The sequence below is a fragment of the Enterococcus malodoratus genome, from assembly GCF_027659535.1.
Taxonomy (GTDB): Bacteria; Bacillota; Bacilli; order Lactobacillales; family Enterococcaceae; genus Enterococcus_A; species Enterococcus_A malodoratus.
Genome location: NZ_JAQDPG010000003.1, coordinates 311,045 through 327,349, shown reverse-complemented (window position 1 = coordinate 327,349; position 16,305 = coordinate 311,045). Strand labels below are relative to the sequence as shown.

Sequence of the window (16,305 nt, the reverse complement as noted above, 5' to 3'; positions counted from 1 at the left end):
AAAGCTTCCGGTGCTCTTTTGCAAGAGTAAGCCGGAAGCCTTTTTCGTTTCTTTAGTAAAATCTAGTTTAAATTCGCTTGGAAAAATTCAGTCATTTTATCAAAGGGAATAATGGTCGTCTGATCATATAGATCCGTATGCGAAGCTCCGGGAATGATCAACAATTCCTTATTATCTCCAGTCAGTTTTTTGAAGGCATCCTGACTAAAGTAGAGAGAATGAGCTTTTTCGCCATGAATCATCAAGACGGAGCTGCGAATCTCATTGCTGTATTGCAAAATCGGCATGTTGATAAAGGACAGCGATGAGGTGACGTTCCAGCCATCGTTAGAGTTTAACGAGCGGGAATGATAGCCGCGATCCGTCTTGTAATACGCATGATAATCTTTTACAAATTGAGGAGCATCATCAGGAAGAGGATCAACTACGCCACCAGCACGCGCGTAGTGGCCATTCTTGTAATCTTCTGTCCGCTGTGCATTTAATGTTTCTTTTAAGTCAAAACGAGCATTTTCATCGAGTGCGTCAAAATAACCTTGGGCATTCACGCGAGACATATCATACATTGTAGCGGTAACTGTGGCTTTGATTCGAGTATCAATCGCTGCCGCATTCAAGGCCATTCCGCCCCAGCCGCAGATTCCAATAATCCCGATTTTTGTTGGATCAACCTGTCCGTGCACTGATAAAAAGTCAACAGCCGCTTGAAAATCCTCGGTATTGATATCGGGAGAAGCTACATTGCGCGGAGTACCGCCGCTTTCTCCAGTAAAGGATGGATCAAAGGCGAGTGTCAAAAAGCCTCTTTCCGCCATTGTTTGCGCATATAATCCAGAAGATTGTTCCTTATCGGCGCCGAAAGGTCCGCTTACAGCAATTGCGGGTAATTTTCCAGCGACCTCTTTTGGGGTATATAAGTCCGCTGCTAAAGTAATTCCATAGCGGTTGTGAAAAGTTACTTTTTGATGATTGACCTTTTCGCTTTGTGGGAAGACCTTGTCCCATTCTTTTGTTAGTATAAGTTCTTTTTCCATCTTTGTTCGCTCCTTCTTACTATTAATAATTGACAAGTTGTAGTGATCCTATTAGTATGTTAATACCTAAACCTGACTTTAGGTCAAGGGATAATGTCAAAAAAAGTGAGGGAAGTTTATGTATACTATTGGTCAAGTATCACAAATGTTTGGTTTACCAGTCTCTACATTGCGGTATTACGATAATGAAGGTCTGTTTCCAGAGATTCAGCGCGTATCTGGAATTCGAAAATTTTCAGAGAATGAGCTAGAGGCGTTGCGGGTGATTGATTGTTTAAAAAAATCTGGTTTAGAGATCAAAGATATCAAACAGTTCATGGAGTGGAGCAAACAAGGAAGCGAAACCTTTCAAACACGCAAAGAACTTTTTGAAAACCAAAAAAGCGTGGTTGAAGAAGAAATAGCCAAGCTGAATAAAGTATTGAGCATGATTCAATATAAATGCTGGTACTATGATGAAGCTATCAAGGATGGCAGTGAAGACAGTGTACAAGCAAAAACGCCAAATGAATTGCCAGCCGATATAAAAATGCATTACGAACTCTCTCATTGATGATTCTATCAAGGACAATAGCTTGAAGCGAAGCGGGAATTTAAAAAGGCATGATTTCGATAAAAGTAGAAATCATGTCTTTTTTGTGTTTTTGATTTACCAAAGATTTTTATAAGAAAAAATATTTTTGGTAAAAGGTCTACGACGAGTACAGAAGGTGCTACTTTAGGTAAGAGATTAGTGCAACAGGATTACTGGCAACAGTCGTTTATTTCGCTATTATTCCTATTGGTTTTAGAAAAAAACACTGTATTTCCTATAGAATATGGACTTTTTGCACTAGAGTAAGTGCAATCATTTCATATTGTTGCAGGGAAAACTAATCACTATAGTTAAACGTATAAGGAGAGGGCATTATGCAACAACTAACGAAAAGACAGATTCAGGTCTTACTTCAATTTCTTGAGAATTCAGAACCAGTGACTACGAAGGAAGTAGCTGACCAGCAAAATGTAAGCGTGCGCACCATTAAATATGATCTGGACAGCATTCGTTTGTGGCTTCAGGAACGAAACCAAGATTTGACCAGTAAGAGAAGTCAGGGGGTTTGGTTAAAGCTAAGCGACTCAGAACGGATCAAGCTGAAGAGTGAACTGATGGATGTTGACCGTTTAGAACTCTTTGCCGATCAAACGCTGCGACTAGATCGTTTGAGTATTCATCTGATGCTCACGAATCAGGCCATTACTTCATTTGAGTTGGCAGAACGCTTGATGGTCAGCAAGGACACGATCATTAATGACTTGGAGGTTCTAGAAAAACAACTGACAGCACAAAAGATGACACTGGAGCGGTTGCCCCGCAAAGGCTTTTTGATCACAGGCCCTGAACATCAGATTCGTCTGCTGATCGAAGAGGTTTTACAAAAAGATCTGACTGATTATGACATCTACAAGATCATGGAGCTGCTCTTGCAAAGTGAGAAACAAGAAGGCTATGAATTGTATTCAGCTAAAGGGACGGCTTTTCAAGAGGTTTTCAACCAAGTCATCGCGGATATGCGGCAGTTGTTGAAGCAGATTGATACGGCGGAACTAAATTATGCCGAATTGCTGAATATGTTGATTCGGGTCGCGATTGCTACGGTGCGTTTGCAAAACGAATACACGATCGGTCGCTACCAGTTGTTGAATGATCCAAAAGAGCAAAGGGAACTCTCTTACTTATTGATGCAGCAAGTTTTTGCTCATTATCATCTGCCGTTGTTTGAAGATGAATACCGCTACATTTACAGCGACACCTTTGAGAACGATCCGCAACAAGATGTGATGGCATTAACGGAAAATTTGATCCACAAGGTAAGCAAAAAGATCAACTATTCCTTTTCCAACGATCCGCAATTGCTGACCAATCTCTATGCGCATTTGTCGATGCGGTTATCTCGCAAACAGAAATTTGTGAATGAGTACAATCCTTTCAAAGACGATATCAAAGCTAAATATCCTGAGCTGTTCGACGCGATCGAAACGGTTGTACGACGAGAAATTCACGGCAAAAGTCTGCTGATCAATGATTCGTTTGTCGCCTATATCGCTTTGCACTTTCTTGTATCTTACGAGAAGGCGGCAGATTTAAGAAGCGTTCGGGCCGTCTATGTCTGCTCTACCGGTCTAGGCGTGACCAGTCTGATCAAGCAGAAAATTTCGGAGGAACTTTCGAATATCGAGATTGCGGCTTTTGCGTCGGTATTGAATGCGAAAGAAATCATTAAGCAAAAAGAACCGGAATTGGTCATCAGTATTTTTCCAATAGAAGGAATGGATTGTGAGTTTATCAAAGTTCATCCATTGCCGACAAAACAAGATTTGGAAAAGATTCAGCAGGCGGTCAAAAAAATCTTAAGTCAGTCGCCGCAAAAGGGCAGCAAAAAATTGAGGTTGGAACCTGCTGGAAATCGAACATCGCTGGAAGATTTCAGCAAAGAGCTGATTTTACAGGCGTATACGATTTATGAAAAATTATTGCTTCTATTTGAAGATCAGCTGAATCAGGAATACCGCGAAGCTTTCTTATTGCATGTATTTCTAATGGTTCATCGCATTACGTTTGATCAGCAATACATGATGGAAGGAACTAAGACGGATGAGGCACAAGCCGAGTCTGATTTAAGAAACAACCAGATAGAGCAACTATTTACTGAACATAATTTAGCCGTTAATCAATCAGAGATCAATGCACTGTTTGCTTACGTCAAAGGAAATCAGTAGTAAGAAAAAATGTCCGCTCAACATTCCACGGCTATAAAAAAGTCGGGAATAGTTAGTTGAAGCAGACAAGAGGAGGAAGTGAATGACCGTGACTGGAGAGGCGCTACAAATAATTTCAACGAGTGAACACCAAGGGGAATTACAAGAATTGATTGATTGGCTGAAAGGCGAACTCGCGGCCGTAAAGATCGAACCAACTGAGCTGCAATGGACCATTTTGATCAATCACTTAAACGAAATGCTGAAACGTTCGAAAGAGCAGGAGAAGATTCCTGAAGTTGATCCAGAAATGTTCAGTGAAGTCTCACAAGAAGCGCTCGACCTAGCTGAAGGTGTTGTGAAAAGGATCAGCGATTTATCGCAAGACGAGATGTATGTGTTATCGATTCATTTTGAAACAGCTAAACAAAATTAAACTTAGGGGGAAAAATAAATGATCACAGTAGTAATTGCAGACCGCATGGGTAAAGGACAAAACGTAGCAAAAGGTGTAGAAGCAGCAGGCGGCAGAGCGGTAGTGGTACCAGGAATGGGCGCGGATATGCGTTTAGGTGATGTCATGCAGCAGGAAAATGCGGATATGGGCATTTCATTTTGCGGAAGCGGCGGTGCTGGAGCGTTAACAGCTTCAACCAAATATGGCTACCCAGAACGTCATGGGATGCGCTCAATTGAAGAAGGCTTAACCGCGATCAATGATGGCAAAACAGTATTAGGCTTTGGTTTCATGGATCAGGAAGAATTAGGCAAACGACTGACCGAAGCTTTTGAAAAGAAACATGCAGCGAATTATGGAGATGAGTAGATGAGTATTCAAGAGTGCCAACAAGTCATCGTGACGGTGGAAGGCAAAGGCGATTCGAAACAACATGCTTTTGCAAGTGCGCTAGGCCAGATTCAAAAGAAAATGATGCAGGAATCTGAAGTGATTTTACGAATTGAACCAATCGAAGTTAATGTGATCGAAGCCAAACAAAAGACATACAAAGAACGTTTTCTGTTTTTCTTCTTTCCTAGAAATAAAACAACTTATCACGTGGAGTTGGAAGTGACGGTTAATGTGACGACACTTCAAGTTGATGAAGTCGCGTTTACTCAAGAAATGACGGATGATCCTGAGGGAATTCAGATTCCTGTCATTTCAAAAAAAATATGAATGTAGAAGGGGAGTAATGAAGTGGAGTTTACAGTTATTTTAATAAAATCAATTATTATTGGCGGCTTGCTCGGTTTTTCTGCCTCGATGGGAGCGGCACGAATGTTCCATGCTCCGAGTACGCAAGGGTTGGGTGCCTTTCGTACTTTAGGTGAGATGAATGCCTGTATGGGAGATCCAGCATCGCATTTCTCATTCGGGCTAGGATTTTTCTTCAATGCGTGGGCTTCAACAGTTGGCGCAGGAGCATTTACACAGGATGTCACACATCGAATCATTCCAAACTGGGCAGCTTCGGTCTTATTAGCGAAAAATAAAAATGTTTCAGAAACGATGCATGATCCTAGAAAAATGGGCTTTGTAGGTGCCGTTATCGGTGCGATCGTGGTAGCTTTTCTAAACTCAACAGCCGCTGCGATTCCAGCAGCATTGCAAGTAACTGCTGTAGCCGTTTTGGTTCCAGCGGCAACAACATTAATCAATATCGTAATGCCGGTCATTTTCTGGTTGGCAGCATTAGACGCAGGCAAACGTACAGGATTCTGGGGCACACTATTTGGCGGAATCGCGCAATTGATCATGGGAAATGCAGTACCTGGTGTTGTATTGGGTATCTTGATCGGTAAAGGTGTCGATGAAATCGGCTGGTCTAAAGTAACGAAGATGATGATGGGTGCGATCATTTTGCTATTCGTCCTAAGCGGCTTCTTCCGCGGATTCGATCTGCAAGTATTGGAAAGCTTCAAGATGCAAGCACCAAACTGGTTAGAAAATATCCATAAAATGCTTGGTTTGAATTAAAAAAAGGTTGTTAGGGTAGATCAAATAGATAAAACAGAATGTTATACGTGGTGAGAATAAAACTTACTTTTTCATTGAAAAAAAGTAAATGCATCAATATGAAGTAGGATGTCAGTTCTGCTTTTCGTAGTAGGTAAAGTGTATAAATGAGAACAGGATTCTACAGGATATATAAATTAAGCAGTTTAGCAGAATGTTATACGGATGAAAATAAAACTCATTTTTGAAAAAAATGAATACCATAATATGAAGTAGGAGGGAAACAAATGGATAACACAGAAGAGTTGGAAAAGGAACAAGTAGCGCTTTCTGAAGAGAAAAAAGCGAAGAGTTTCTGGTATGCTGATTGGGCGTTTCCTATTACAGTGGGAATCATGTCCGCGGCGGTATTTGCTGGAACACATATGTATGTTACTCATGGCGTAGGTGCTTTTAATGAAGTTTCAATCGTAGCGATGTTGAAAGCAGGTTTAGACGGGGGTTCTTACGGAGCGGCAGCGGCGTTTGGAGCGAGTTTCTTGTTTGCTCGGATTTTAGAAGGTTCGTTAGTCGGGATTCTTGATTTAGGCGGATCAATCTTAACGGGTATCGGGATCGGCGTTCCTGCGATCTTCTTGAGTATGGGAATTCGCGCACCAATCGATAACTTTGCATTGTCATTGATGACGGGTGCTGTTTTAGGATTGTTAGTCGGCGGTGTGATTATTCTGATTCGGAAATTTACGATCAACCAAGCCAATTCAACGTTTGGTGCAGATGTAATGATGGGTGCCGGAAACTCTTCCGGTCGTTTCTTAGGACCATTGATCATCTTGAGTGCTTGTGGTGCGTCGATTCCTATCGGTATTGGGGCGACTTTAGGCGCATTAGGCTTCTATGCTTGGAAAAAACCGATTGCCGGTGGTGCAATCCTTGGTGCGATGGTACTTGGGACGATCTTCCCGGTAGCACTCCAGTAGAAAGAAGGCTAAAGGATGTTTGATTTATTAATCAAAAATGGAAAGCTTATTAATGAAGAAAAAGTTGAAGTTGCGATCAAAGATGGCGTGATTTTGAATGTGGATACGGTTATCGAATCATCGGCAAAAGAAGTATTCGATTTAGCAGGGGAACATTATTTGTCGGCGGGTTGGATCGATGATCATGTACATTGCTATGAAAAAATGACCCTTTATTATGATTTTCCTGACGAAATCGGCGTGACTAAAGGTGTGACAACAGTCATAGATGCAGGTACGACCGGAGCAGAAAATATTAGTGATTTTTATGAATTGACCAAGGGGGTTAAAACCAATGTCTATGCATTAGTCAATATTTCTAAGTGGGGCATTGTTGAACAAGACGAATTGGCTGATTTGACAAAGATTCAGGCGAAGCTAGTCCGTGATCGTCTAGCAGAACTTCCACAATTTATCGTTGGAATCAAAGCTCGGATGAGTAAAACAGTCGTAGGTGAGAACGGCATTACACCATTAGAGTTAGCGAAGGATATCCAACGTGAAAATGGCGGTCTGCCATTGATGATTCACATTGGTTCGGCACCGCCAGAGCTGCAGGAAGTTTTAGCGCTTTTAGCTGAGGGCGATGTTTTGACCCATTGTTTCAACGGCAAACCCAATGGCATTCTGGATAAGGACACGGATCGGATTAAAGATTTTGCGAAAGCGGCTTATGAAAAGGGAATCGTCTTCGATATTGGTCATGGCACGGACAGCTTTAACTTTCATGTGGCCGAAACGGCGCTAAAAGAAGGAATCAAAGCAACATCCATCAGTACCGATATTTATCACCGCAATCGTGAGAATGGACCTGTTTATGACTTAGCCACAACAATGGAAAAACTGAGAGTTGTCGGTTATTCATGGGAAGAGATTCTGGATAAGGTGACAGCGGTACCTGCAAAATATTTCCACCTAGAGAAGAAGGGGCGTTTGGCGGCAGGTTTTGACGCTGACCTTACGATTTTTGATCTAGCAGAGGGTGAAAAAACACTGACAGATTCAAATGGCTTCACACGGGTAACTAACGAATTGATCAAACCAGTGAAAACAATTATTGGAGGCGCCATGTATGACAACTAGCTATGACAAATTTGGCCTAAAAGAGGTAATCAATGCTTCAGGGAAAATGACGATTTTAGGCGTATCAAAAGTGTCAGAAAATGTTTTGGCGACCCAACGTTTCGGCGGCGAACATTTTTTTGAAATGAGCGAACTTTTTATCCAGACAGGCGCTTATTTAGCCAAACTATTAGAAGTAGAGGATGCTCAAATCGTTTCTTCAGCGTCAGCGGGCATCGCCCAATCTGTCGCCGCGATCATTGGCGAAGGTAGCATGTATCATGCTTTTCATCCATATACGGATCGCATCAAAAAACGAGAGATTATTTTGCCAAAGGGGCACAATGTCGATTACGGAACACCCGTTGAAGTCATGGTAAATTTGGGCGGAGGACAAGTTGTCGAGGCAGGCTATGCCAACGGCTGTTCACCTGAACAAATGGAGATGATGATCACTGAAAATACCGCGGCACTGCTTTATATCAAAAGCCATCATACCGTGCAAAAGAGCATGCTGACGGTGGCTGATGCGGCGGCTGTCGCTAAGAAATATCAGCTTCCCTTGATCGTGGATGCGGCAGCGGAGGAAGACCTTTATCAATACAGTAAAACTGGAGCCGATCTAGTTATCTACTCAGGTGCCAAAGCGATTGAAGGACCTAGTAGTGGTCTAGTAATCGGCAAAGGAAAATATATCGAGTGGATTCGGCTGCAAGGCAAAGGGATCGGCCGAGCGATGAAAATCGGCAAGGATAATATCTTAGGCTTCACTCAAGCTTTGGTTGATCATCTGCATTATGGCAGTGAGTCTGGGGATTCGATGAAGCAGCGTTTAGCGCCATTTATCGAGGAACTCAATAAAATCGAAGGCATTGAAGCCAAGGTCGTGCAGGATGGGGCCGGAAGAGATATCTATCGTGCTAGTGTAAAAGTGCAGAAGAAATCGGCAACAGATGTGATCGCGTCTCTAAAAGCGGAGAATCCGGCAATTTATACCCGCGAATATCAAGCTAACAACGGCATCATCGAATTTGATATTAGATCGGTGGATCAGCATGAACTGCACAGGATCATTGTTCGATTAAAGGAAATTATGCAAATCAATTAATTCAGAATAAGGAGCAAATGGATATGTCATTAACCCCAAACTATTATAAAGATCGAGTGTGTCTGAATGTCTTAGCAAACTCAGTTGAAAACGCTCGTGATTGCTATCAGGCAGCAGAAGGTCATGTCGTGCTAGGCGTATTGTCAAAGAATTACGACAGTGACAAAGCAGCAATTGAAGACATGAAAAAATATCAAGCGGCGACGGAGAATGCTTTATCTGTTGGGCTAGGTGCCGGCGATCCTAATCAGAGCCAAATGGTCTCGCGAATCTCAGGTAAGCTGCAGCCGCAGCATGTGAATCAAGTTTTCACCGGCGTAGGGACATCACGTGCGTTGCTTGGTCAAGAGGATACCGTAATCAACGGCTTAGTTTCACCTTGCGGAAAAGTTGGTTACGTCAACATCGCGACTGGTCCGTTAAGTTCTCAAACAGCGGAAGCCATTGTTCCAATCGAAACAGCGATTGCCTTGTTGAAAGATATGGGCGGAAGTTCCGTCAAGTATTTCCCAATGAAGGGGTTGGCGCATAAAGAAGAATACCAGGCAGTAGCAAAGGCCTGTGCAGAAAATGATTTCTTGTTGGAGCCGACTGGCGGTATTGATTTAGATAATTTTCAAGAGATCCTCAAAATCGCATTAGATGCCGGAGTGAAGAAAGTCATTCCTCATGTGTACAGCTCGATCATTGATTCAGAAACAGGGGACACACGACCGGAAGAGGTCAAAATACTATTAGATAAGGTAAAAAATCTTCTATAGAATATAGGGAGGAGCATGGCTGAGGTCATGCTCTTTTTGCTAGGTATATTAAGAGTAGAATCACGGATATAGCCGATAATTATTTGACAGCGCTTCAAAAATGTTGTAAGTTATAAGACAACTTGGGAGGTTGCGTTCTATTTGCACCTCAACGAGTTAAATGGCCGGAAGGGCAACAAATTTTTTTCGTTTGATTAGTGAAATAATGCACAAATAAATGGACTAGGAGGAAAAAAGATGATCGAAACTTTTGTATTTTCAAGTGAGAGTATTTTTTTACGGGAAGAAGATCAAATGAAGGTCCATCAATTGTTAGATTATTTGAAAAGTCGGAAACAGCAAATCGGAATCGTTTTCTATGATCAAGCAATGATGAATCAGATTTTGCTGGAACACCACTTAGCCGATTATTTAGATTTTTCTATCAATGGCGAGAAGACTGGAACGGTTCCTCGTGGACTCGTTGATTTTTTACAAGTTGAATTGGCTCATAAAAAGGTCAATTTTATCTCGAATTCTCTAGAGCAATTACGCGAGGCAAAAGAACTTGGATTCAAACCAATTTATCTTGCAGAGGATTGCGATAAGGAAGAAGCACCTTGCCAATCTTTTAGAGATTTTAACCAATTACACTTAGGCGTCATCGAAAACCGCTTTGAGAAATTAATGTAACAACCAATTAAATCTTTACCGAAGAGTCTTTGACAGTTTTTAAAAGAAAATTGTCGAAGGCTCTTTTTTTGTTATTTCGCAGGTTTTATTTGGGGTATAAATTGAGCGATAACAAAACGCTGTTCCCTTAAATTAGAGACGCTCAGAATAATCTAATAAAAAATCTAACATTTTTGGGTTATGAGCAATTAGAGTTGTCCCTGTTAGACTTCTAGTGAAAGCTTGATAAACTGAGTATTGACAATCTTTTGTCAACTGGTATAATCAAAAAATAAAATATTTTTCGAATATTCTGAATAAACTAACGACTATTCGTGGATTTTAAAATTAGAATCGGTAGTTATTTTTTAACCTTAATTTAAAAATACAAAGGTAGGGAGTTAATTATTTTATGGAGAAAGAACTGCTGCGGGTCGAAGAGCTTACGGTCAAATTTCGAACCTATAACGGAGAAGTAACTGCCGTAAATAATTTAGAGCTTCTATTAAATGAAAATGAAACCTTAGGGATCGTTGGAGAAAGCGGCAGCGGGAAGAGTGTGACCTCCTTGAGTATCATGGGTTTATTAGATGAAGCAACGAGTACGGTCACTGGAAAAGCGTTGTTCAAGGGAAACGATCTGGTTGCTATGAAGGAGAAGGAAAAGCAGCATTATCGCGGCAATCATTTAGCGATGATTTTTCAGGAGCCGATGACTTCTTTGAATCCGCTTCACAAATGCGGCAATCAAATCATTGAATCAATGCTGATCCATACAGATATCTCAAAAGCCGATGCTAAAGCAAAGGCGATCGAGCTGTTAAAGATTGTTGGTATACCAGCTCCAGAACAGCGGTTTAATGAGTATCCTCATCAGATGTCCGGCGGTATGCGGCAGCGGGTGATGATTGCGATGGCACTTGCCTGCGACCCGCAGCTTTTGATTGCGGATGAACCGACAACGGCACTGGACGTGACGATCCAAGCTCAAATTTTAGAAGTATTGAAAGAATTAAGAGATCGCCTGAAGATGGGAATCATTCTGATTACCCATGATTTAGGGGTTGTATCTGAAGTTTGCGATCGCGTGATTGTGATGTACACCGGAAAAGTAGTGGAACAAGGACTGATTCGTGAAATATTGGACAATCCTAAACACCCATATACAGAAGGATTGATTGCGGCGATCCCGAATATCAATGATCAAAAGGGTGAGCTCAGCAGTATTGATGGTATGGTCCCGCAATTGGATGAAATGCCAAAAGGATGCAGTTTTCATCCTAGGTGTCCTTATGCGATGGCTATCTGCAAAGAGAAACGGCCGGCGATTACAACGATTGAAAATGATCGTAAAGTTCGTTGTTTTAAGTATTCGACGGAAGAAGAGACCGAGGTGACGACGTAAATGATGACGCAAGAACCGATTATTCGAATGGAACACGTTAAACAATATTTTGACATTCGAGACAGCAAAGGAAAAAAAGGAACATTAAAGGCTGTGGATGATGTTTCGATCACCGTACACAAAGGCGAAACATTCGGGATTGTAGGCGAGAGCGGTTGTGGGAAAAGTACACTGGGGAAAACCATGCTGAATCTTGGCGCAGTGACTGGCGGCAACATTATTATCGACGGTCAAGATGTTACCGCCTTCAAAAGCCGGAAAGAAAAAGTAGCCTTTGGTTCAAAGGTTCAACTAGTCTTTCAAGATCCTTCCGCCTGCTTGAATCCACGAAATAAAATCAAGGATATCTTGGCAGAGCCTTTCCAGATTCATCATAAAAAAGAGATGAGCAAAGCGGAAATCGAAGCGGAGATTGATCGGTTACTGACGATGGTAGGCTTAGCCGCAAATTATAAACAGCGTTATCCCCATGAAATGTCGGGAGGCCAAAAACAACGGATCGGTATTGCACGAGCGTTGGCTCTAAAGCCGGACATCATTATTTGTGATGAACCTGTTTCGGCGTTGGATGTGTCGATTCAGGCACAGGTGATTAATCTGCTGGTGGAGCTGCAAAAACAGATGGATCTGACGTATCTATTTATTTCTCATGATTTAGGTGTTGTCTATCACTTATGCGATCGGATCGCCGTGATGTATTTAGGAAATATTGTGGAATTAGCGGATCGCGATGCTTTATATAATGACACCTTGCATCCTTATACGAAGGCACTAATTTCGGCGGCCCCTTCAATTGATAAGGAAAAAGTGGAACGAATCGTATTGACTGGAGACGTACCAAGTCCCGCGAATCCGCCTAAAGGCTGCAAGTTCCACACGCGTTGCCCGTTTGCGATGGAAAAATGCAAAACGGAAGTGCCAGAACTAATAGAAGTAAAGGACAATCACTTAGTGGCTTGTCATTTATGTAATAAAGAGGAATAACTAAGGAGGAGTACAGGGTATGAAAAAAAGAAAGATGTTGTGGAGCGTCATTTGTCTGATGATGTTGACACTAGCTGGTTGTGGCGGCGGTGGCGGCAGCACAGACGGGTCAAACGATGGTGGCGGCAGTGGTGATGGCGACAATACATTGGTAGTCGGGATGGCATCTGATTTGAAGACTTTGGATCCTCACCATGGCTATGAAGTTTACGGCAACATGGTGTATTACGCGATGTATGACTATTTGTATCGTTCTTATGATTCTTCAACACCTGAAGCGTCATTGGCTGAATCACACGAAATGGATGATGCGCAAAAAGTCCATACCTTCAAAATCAAAGAAGGCGTGAAATTCTCTAGCGGCAATGATTTGACTTCAAAAGATGTGAAGTTCAGTGTGATGCGGACGAAAAATCTGAAAAGTAATACCAGTCACCATACGGAAAATGTAGAAAATATCGAAACACCTGATGATTACACTGTGAAGTTCACATTAAAAGAACCAGATGCAGCGTTCTTAGTAAAATTGGCGAACAATTCATTTGCGATTCTGGATTCAGAAGTTGTCAAAGAACATGGTGGTACCGATGCAGAGGATGCGTCATCTAAAGATACTGCTGAAAAATGGTTGAACGCAAATTCAGCTGGTTCAGGAGCGTACGTTTTAGACAAATGGAAACAGAACGAAGAACTTAGTTTAACAAAAAACGATAAATACTGGGGCAAGGTAGCGAATGATAAAGTTATCTGCAAAGAAATCCCAGATGTGAACAACCAGATTCAAATGTTGAAACAAGGCGACATCGATATCGCATTGGGTATCGGCGTAGACAATGCTTCACAATTGAAGGATCAAGAAGGCGTGAAGATCAAAAACTATGTTGGCTCGACAACAACCTTCTTATTAATGAACCAAGATGAAAAAATAGGCGGACCAATGGCAAATCCAAAAGTTCAAGAAGCTGTTCGTAAAGCAATCAACTACGAAGAACTGTTGAAGATTTCAGGCGATAAAGCGGTGTTGCCATTAGATATCGTTCCGAAAGGATTTGTTGGCGGCCTAGAGAAAGAAAAAGATTATCAAGACCTTGATGAAGCGAAGAAATTAATGGAAGAGGCCGGTTATAAAGACGGCTTTGAAGTGAAATTTACCGTAGCGAACTTTGATACAGAGGGGATGTCATGGACAACCTTAGGGCAAAAAATCAAAGACGATTTAGAAAAAATCGGCATCAATGCCAAGATCGAAACTTCTGAAATCGGTGTCGTAATCGATTCATACCGTGAAGGAAAAGAAGCCTTCTTAATGATGCATTGGCATCCAGATTACATGGATATCAATAACCAATTAGTCTTCTTACCAGGCGACACAGTCGGCGAACGTGCGAAATGGATGGACACTTCAAACACGAAGATGGCTGAATTGAAACAAACGATCCAAACTGAATCGGACGAAACGAAGCGTAAAGAGGCATCGGAAGAATTGCAGAAACTGTTAGCAAACGATATGCCTTACGCGTTCTTAGTACAGCATCCAAAAGTATTAGCTTATCGCGACAACTTAAAAGGTGTTAACTACTACGAAGTACAAAAAATCAATTTCCAAGATGTCGGCATCAACTAACCAAAAGGCAAGGGGCAAAAGTATATGAGGAATATGGCTAGGTTTTTATTACGGCGCTTATTATTTGTCTGCTTTTTGATCATTGGGGTGACGTTCTTAGTATTCATGATCTCACATCTCGTTCCCAGTGATCCGATTGCATCAAATATGAGTCCAAATGCGATGAGCGATCCGGCAGCGGTGGCGGCTTATAGAGCGCGCTGGGGTCTGGACAAGCCGCTGATGGAACAATACTTTATCTATTTGAGCAACTTGCTGCGGGGAGATTTAGGGACTTCGATTCGCACCGGCAATCCTGTTATCAGTGATTTGAAACAGTTTTTCCCTGCGACTTTGGAACTGTCCGTCATGGCTATGCTGATCGCCGTTTTGTTCGGGATCACATTTGGGATCATCTCTGCGGTCTATCGCAACAAGCCGTTTGACTATCTAGTTCGTACTATCTCAATCAGCGGGGTCTCAATCCCCAACTTCTGGTTTGCGTTAGTCATGCTGCTGCTATTCTATTCCAAATGGCATCTCTTTCCGGGCGGTGGTCGAGTCAGTTCGCGAATCTCGGCACCCACAGGCGGAACAGGGCTCTATGTCCTAGACGCCTTAACGAGTGGGAATTGGGCGTTGTTCAATGATGCTTTATCGCATTTGATTTTGCCGGCGATCGTTCTAGGGTTCTTTACCATGGGACTGATTTCACGGCAGACCCGCTCGAATCTGTTGGAGGTCTCTTCGTTGGATTTTATTCGAACGGCAAAAGCGAAAGGATTGTCGCAACGGCAAATCGTTTTAAGACATGCGCTAGGAAATGCGTTGATTCCTGTGATTACGGTCATGGGAATGGGCTTTAGTAATTTATTAGGCGGTATGGTCTTTGTTGAAAAGATCTTTTCGTGGCCGGGAATTGGACAATACGCCTATCTTTCTGCAACGACGCTGGATTTCCCGGCAATTTGCGGTGTTTCATTATTGATTGCAATGGTCAACGTGATACTGAATCTCTTGATTGACATTCTTTACGGGGTCATCGATCCGAGAGTGAGGTATAGCTGATGAAACGATTACTAAAACAAAAAAATTTCTTATTCAAATTAGGACTCGTACTCTGTGGTCTTTGGGTGATCATAGCAGTGTTCGCACCGTTGATCGTACCAAGAAACCCATTGGCACAAGATATGATGGAACGATTTTTGTCACCGGGCTCAGCAGGACACTTACTGGGGACTGATGAATTAGGTCGAGATGTTTTCTCACGAGTTTTGATGGGGAGCCGTGTGTCGATTACAGCGGGATTAGTAACGGTCTGTATCACGATCGTCATCGGAACAATCTATGGTGGGATCGCCGGTTATGTCGGCGGGATCATTGATGATATAATGATGCGTTTCGCAGAATTGATTGCAGCGTTTCCGCCGCTGATTTTGGCGATGGTAATTGCAGCGGCATTAGGACCAAGTATTTTTAACTCTGTTTTGGCGATGACCATTATTTGGTGGCCCAACTATGCAAGGTTGATGCGAAGTCTTGTAATTACGTTGAAGGAGAACGAATACATCGTTGCCTCCAAAGTATTAGGAGCCAGTCATTTACGGATCTTGGTCAAGGAAATCGTCCCAAACGCATTGGGCTCACTGCTGGTTATGGCGACATTAGATATCGGAAATGCGATCGTAACATTCTCGGGGCTAAGCTTTTTAGGCTTAGGAACCCAACCGCCAACACCTGAATGGGGATCGATGGTATCCGATGGAGTCAATAATATGAATTATTGGTGGATATCCACCTTCCCAGGTATCGCGATCTTCTCTATGTCGATCGGCGCCAACTTTGTTGGAGATGGTCTGCGCGATTACCTCGATCCTAAAATCAAAAATAAATAAACGAAGAAGTCTGACTTATGAATTTCATAAGCTAGGCTTCTTTATTTTTATAAATCTTTTTAATAAAACGAAAAATTTAGTAGAATG

17 protein-coding genes are annotated in these 16,305 nt (G+C 42.2%); 16 read left to right on the top strand and 1 reads right to left on the bottom strand.

Annotated features, from left to right (window positions below):
• Positions 1–62 precede the first annotated feature (62 nt).
• Positions 63–1,034: an alpha/beta hydrolase gene (locus PGP85_RS07515; protein ID WP_270326853.1), complete on the bottom strand. Its 972-nt coding sequence runs from the start codon at positions 1,032–1,034 to the stop codon at positions 63–65.
• Positions 1,035–1,152: 118 nt separating this feature from the next.
• On the opposite strand from PGP85_RS07515, the gene PGP85_RS07510 reads away from it, so the two are divergent.
• The 16 genes from PGP85_RS07510 (at position 1,153) to PGP85_RS07435 (ending at position 16,218) form a co-directional block, all read left to right on the top strand.
• A complete protein-coding gene (locus PGP85_RS07510) occupies positions 1,153–1,587 on the top strand; it encodes a MerR family transcriptional regulator (RefSeq protein ID WP_178981520.1) in 435 nt (144 codons plus the stop codon).
• A gap of 356 nt (positions 1,588–1,943) precedes the next feature.
• Positions 1,944–3,794: a BglG family transcription antiterminator gene (locus PGP85_RS07505; RefSeq protein WP_178981522.1), complete on the top strand. Its 1,851-nt coding sequence runs from the start codon at positions 1,944–1,946 to the stop codon at positions 3,792–3,794.
• An 82-nt stretch (positions 3,795–3,876) separates the two neighbouring features.
• Entirely contained in the window at positions 3,877–4,209 is a 333-nt protein-coding gene (locus tag PGP85_RS07500; RefSeq protein ID WP_090403160.1) for a PRD domain-containing protein, read from the top strand.
• Positions 4,210–4,227: 18 nt separating this feature from the next.
• Entirely contained in the window at positions 4,228–4,599 is a 372-nt protein-coding gene (locus tag PGP85_RS07495; RefSeq protein WP_270326846.1) for a glycine-rich SFCGS family protein, read from the top strand.
• Complete coding sequence (locus tag PGP85_RS07490) at positions 4,600–4,950, top strand: DUF4312 family protein (RefSeq protein ID WP_010740906.1); 351 nt, start codon at positions 4,600–4,602, stop codon at positions 4,948–4,950. It begins immediately after the preceding gene.
• Positions 4,951–4,971: 21 nt separating this feature from the next.
• Positions 4,972–5,751, top strand: a complete 780-nt coding sequence (locus PGP85_RS07485) for a DUF4311 domain-containing protein (protein ID WP_010740905.1) — start codon at positions 4,972–4,974, stop codon at positions 5,749–5,751.
• A gap of 266 nt (positions 5,752–6,017) precedes the next feature.
• Complete coding sequence (locus PGP85_RS07480) at positions 6,018–6,710, top strand: DUF4310 family protein (RefSeq protein ID WP_010740904.1); 693 nt, start codon at positions 6,018–6,020, stop codon at positions 6,708–6,710.
• Between the two features lie 15 nt (positions 6,711–6,725).
• A complete protein-coding gene (locus tag PGP85_RS07475) occupies positions 6,726–7,832 on the top strand; it encodes an amidohydrolase/deacetylase family metallohydrolase (protein WP_178981528.1) in 1,107 nt (368 codons plus the stop codon).
• The gene (locus tag PGP85_RS07470) at positions 7,822–8,919 is read left to right on the top strand and encodes a DgaE family pyridoxal phosphate-dependent ammonia lyase (protein ID WP_178981530.1); all 1,098 of its coding nucleotides are present in this window, start codon (positions 7,822–7,824) and stop codon (positions 8,917–8,919) included. The genes PGP85_RS07475 and PGP85_RS07470 overlap by 11 nt, the downstream gene beginning before the upstream one ends.
• Positions 8,920–8,942: 23 nt before the next feature.
• Entirely contained in the window at positions 8,943–9,680 is a 738-nt protein-coding gene (dagF, locus tag PGP85_RS07465) for a 2-dehydro-3-deoxy-phosphogluconate aldolase (RefSeq protein WP_178981532.1), read from the top strand.
• 237 nt (positions 9,681–9,917) lie between these two features.
• Positions 9,918–10,352, top strand: coding sequence for a hypothetical protein (locus PGP85_RS07460; protein WP_010740900.1), 435 nt, complete (start codon positions 9,918–9,920; stop codon positions 10,350–10,352).
• 391 nt (positions 10,353–10,743) lie between these two features.
• Positions 10,744–11,736 (top strand): ABC transporter ATP-binding protein, encoded by a 993-nt coding sequence (locus PGP85_RS07455; protein WP_010740899.1) that lies wholly within the window; start codon positions 10,744–10,746, stop codon positions 11,734–11,736.
• The gene (locus PGP85_RS07450; RefSeq protein ID WP_438778758.1) at positions 11,737–12,720 is read left to right on the top strand and encodes an oligopeptide/dipeptide ABC transporter ATP-binding protein; all 984 of its coding nucleotides are present in this window, start codon (positions 11,737–11,739) and stop codon (positions 12,718–12,720) included.
• A gap of 19 nt (positions 12,721–12,739) precedes the next feature.
• Positions 12,740–14,344 (top strand): ABC transporter substrate-binding protein, encoded by a 1,605-nt coding sequence (locus PGP85_RS07445; protein ID WP_010740897.1) that lies wholly within the window; start codon positions 12,740–12,742, stop codon positions 14,342–14,344.
• A 33-nt stretch (positions 14,345–14,377) separates the two neighbouring features.
• Complete coding sequence (locus tag PGP85_RS07440; protein WP_244266014.1) at positions 14,378–15,391, top strand: ABC transporter permease; 1,014 nt, start codon at positions 14,378–14,380, stop codon at positions 15,389–15,391.
• Complete coding sequence (locus PGP85_RS07435; RefSeq protein ID WP_010740895.1) at positions 15,391–16,218, top strand: ABC transporter permease; 828 nt, start codon at positions 15,391–15,393, stop codon at positions 16,216–16,218. The genes PGP85_RS07440 and PGP85_RS07435 overlap by 1 nt, the downstream gene beginning before the upstream one ends.
• Positions 16,219–16,305: the final 87 nt, after the last annotated feature.

What these genes read in the sequence shown, in the direction of transcription:
- dagF (WP_178981532.1), top strand. Translation starts at nt 8,943, where the DNA reads ATGTCATTAACCCCAAACTATTATAAAGATCGAGTGTGTCTGAATGTC.
- PGP85_RS07475 (WP_178981528.1), top strand. Translation starts at nt 6,726, where the DNA reads ATGTTTGATTTATTAATCAAAAATGGAAAGCTTATTAATGAAGAAAAA.
- PGP85_RS07460 (WP_010740900.1), top strand. Translation starts at nt 9,918, where the DNA reads ATGATCGAAACTTTTGTATTTTCAAGTGAGAGTATTTTTTTACGGGAA.
- PGP85_RS07495 (WP_270326846.1), top strand. Translation starts at nt 4,228, where the DNA reads ATGATCACAGTAGTAATTGCAGACCGCATGGGTAAAGGACAAAACGTA.
- PGP85_RS07490 (WP_010740906.1), top strand. Translation starts at nt 4,600, where the DNA reads ATGAGTATTCAAGAGTGCCAACAAGTCATCGTGACGGTGGAAGGCAAA.
- PGP85_RS07455 (WP_010740899.1), top strand. Translation starts at nt 10,744, where the DNA reads ATGGAGAAAGAACTGCTGCGGGTCGAAGAGCTTACGGTCAAATTTCGA.
- PGP85_RS07450 (WP_438778758.1), top strand. Translation starts at nt 11,737, where the DNA reads ATGATGACGCAAGAACCGATTATTCGAATGGAACACGTTAAACAATAT.
- PGP85_RS07515 (WP_270326853.1), bottom strand. Translation starts at nt 1,034, where the DNA reads ATGGAAAAAGAACTTATACTAACAAAAGAATGGGACAAGGTCTTCCCA.
- PGP85_RS07445 (WP_010740897.1), top strand. Translation starts at nt 12,740, where the DNA reads ATGAAAAAAAGAAAGATGTTGTGGAGCGTCATTTGTCTGATGATGTTG.
- PGP85_RS07510 (WP_178981520.1), top strand. Translation starts at nt 1,153, where the DNA reads ATGTATACTATTGGTCAAGTATCACAAATGTTTGGTTTACCAGTCTCT.
- PGP85_RS07500 (WP_090403160.1), top strand. Translation starts at nt 3,877, where the DNA reads ATGACCGTGACTGGAGAGGCGCTACAAATAATTTCAACGAGTGAACAC.
- PGP85_RS07480 (WP_010740904.1), top strand. Translation starts at nt 6,018, where the DNA reads ATGGATAACACAGAAGAGTTGGAAAAGGAACAAGTAGCGCTTTCTGAA.
- PGP85_RS07435 (WP_010740895.1), top strand. Translation starts at nt 15,391, where the DNA reads ATGAAACGATTACTAAAACAAAAAAATTTCTTATTCAAATTAGGACTC.
- PGP85_RS07470 (WP_178981530.1), top strand. Translation starts at nt 7,822, where the DNA reads ATGACAACTAGCTATGACAAATTTGGCCTAAAAGAGGTAATCAATGCT.
- PGP85_RS07440 (WP_244266014.1), top strand. Translation starts at nt 14,378, where the DNA reads ATGGCTAGGTTTTTATTACGGCGCTTATTATTTGTCTGCTTTTTGATC.
- PGP85_RS07505 (WP_178981522.1), top strand. Translation starts at nt 1,944, where the DNA reads ATGCAACAACTAACGAAAAGACAGATTCAGGTCTTACTTCAATTTCTT.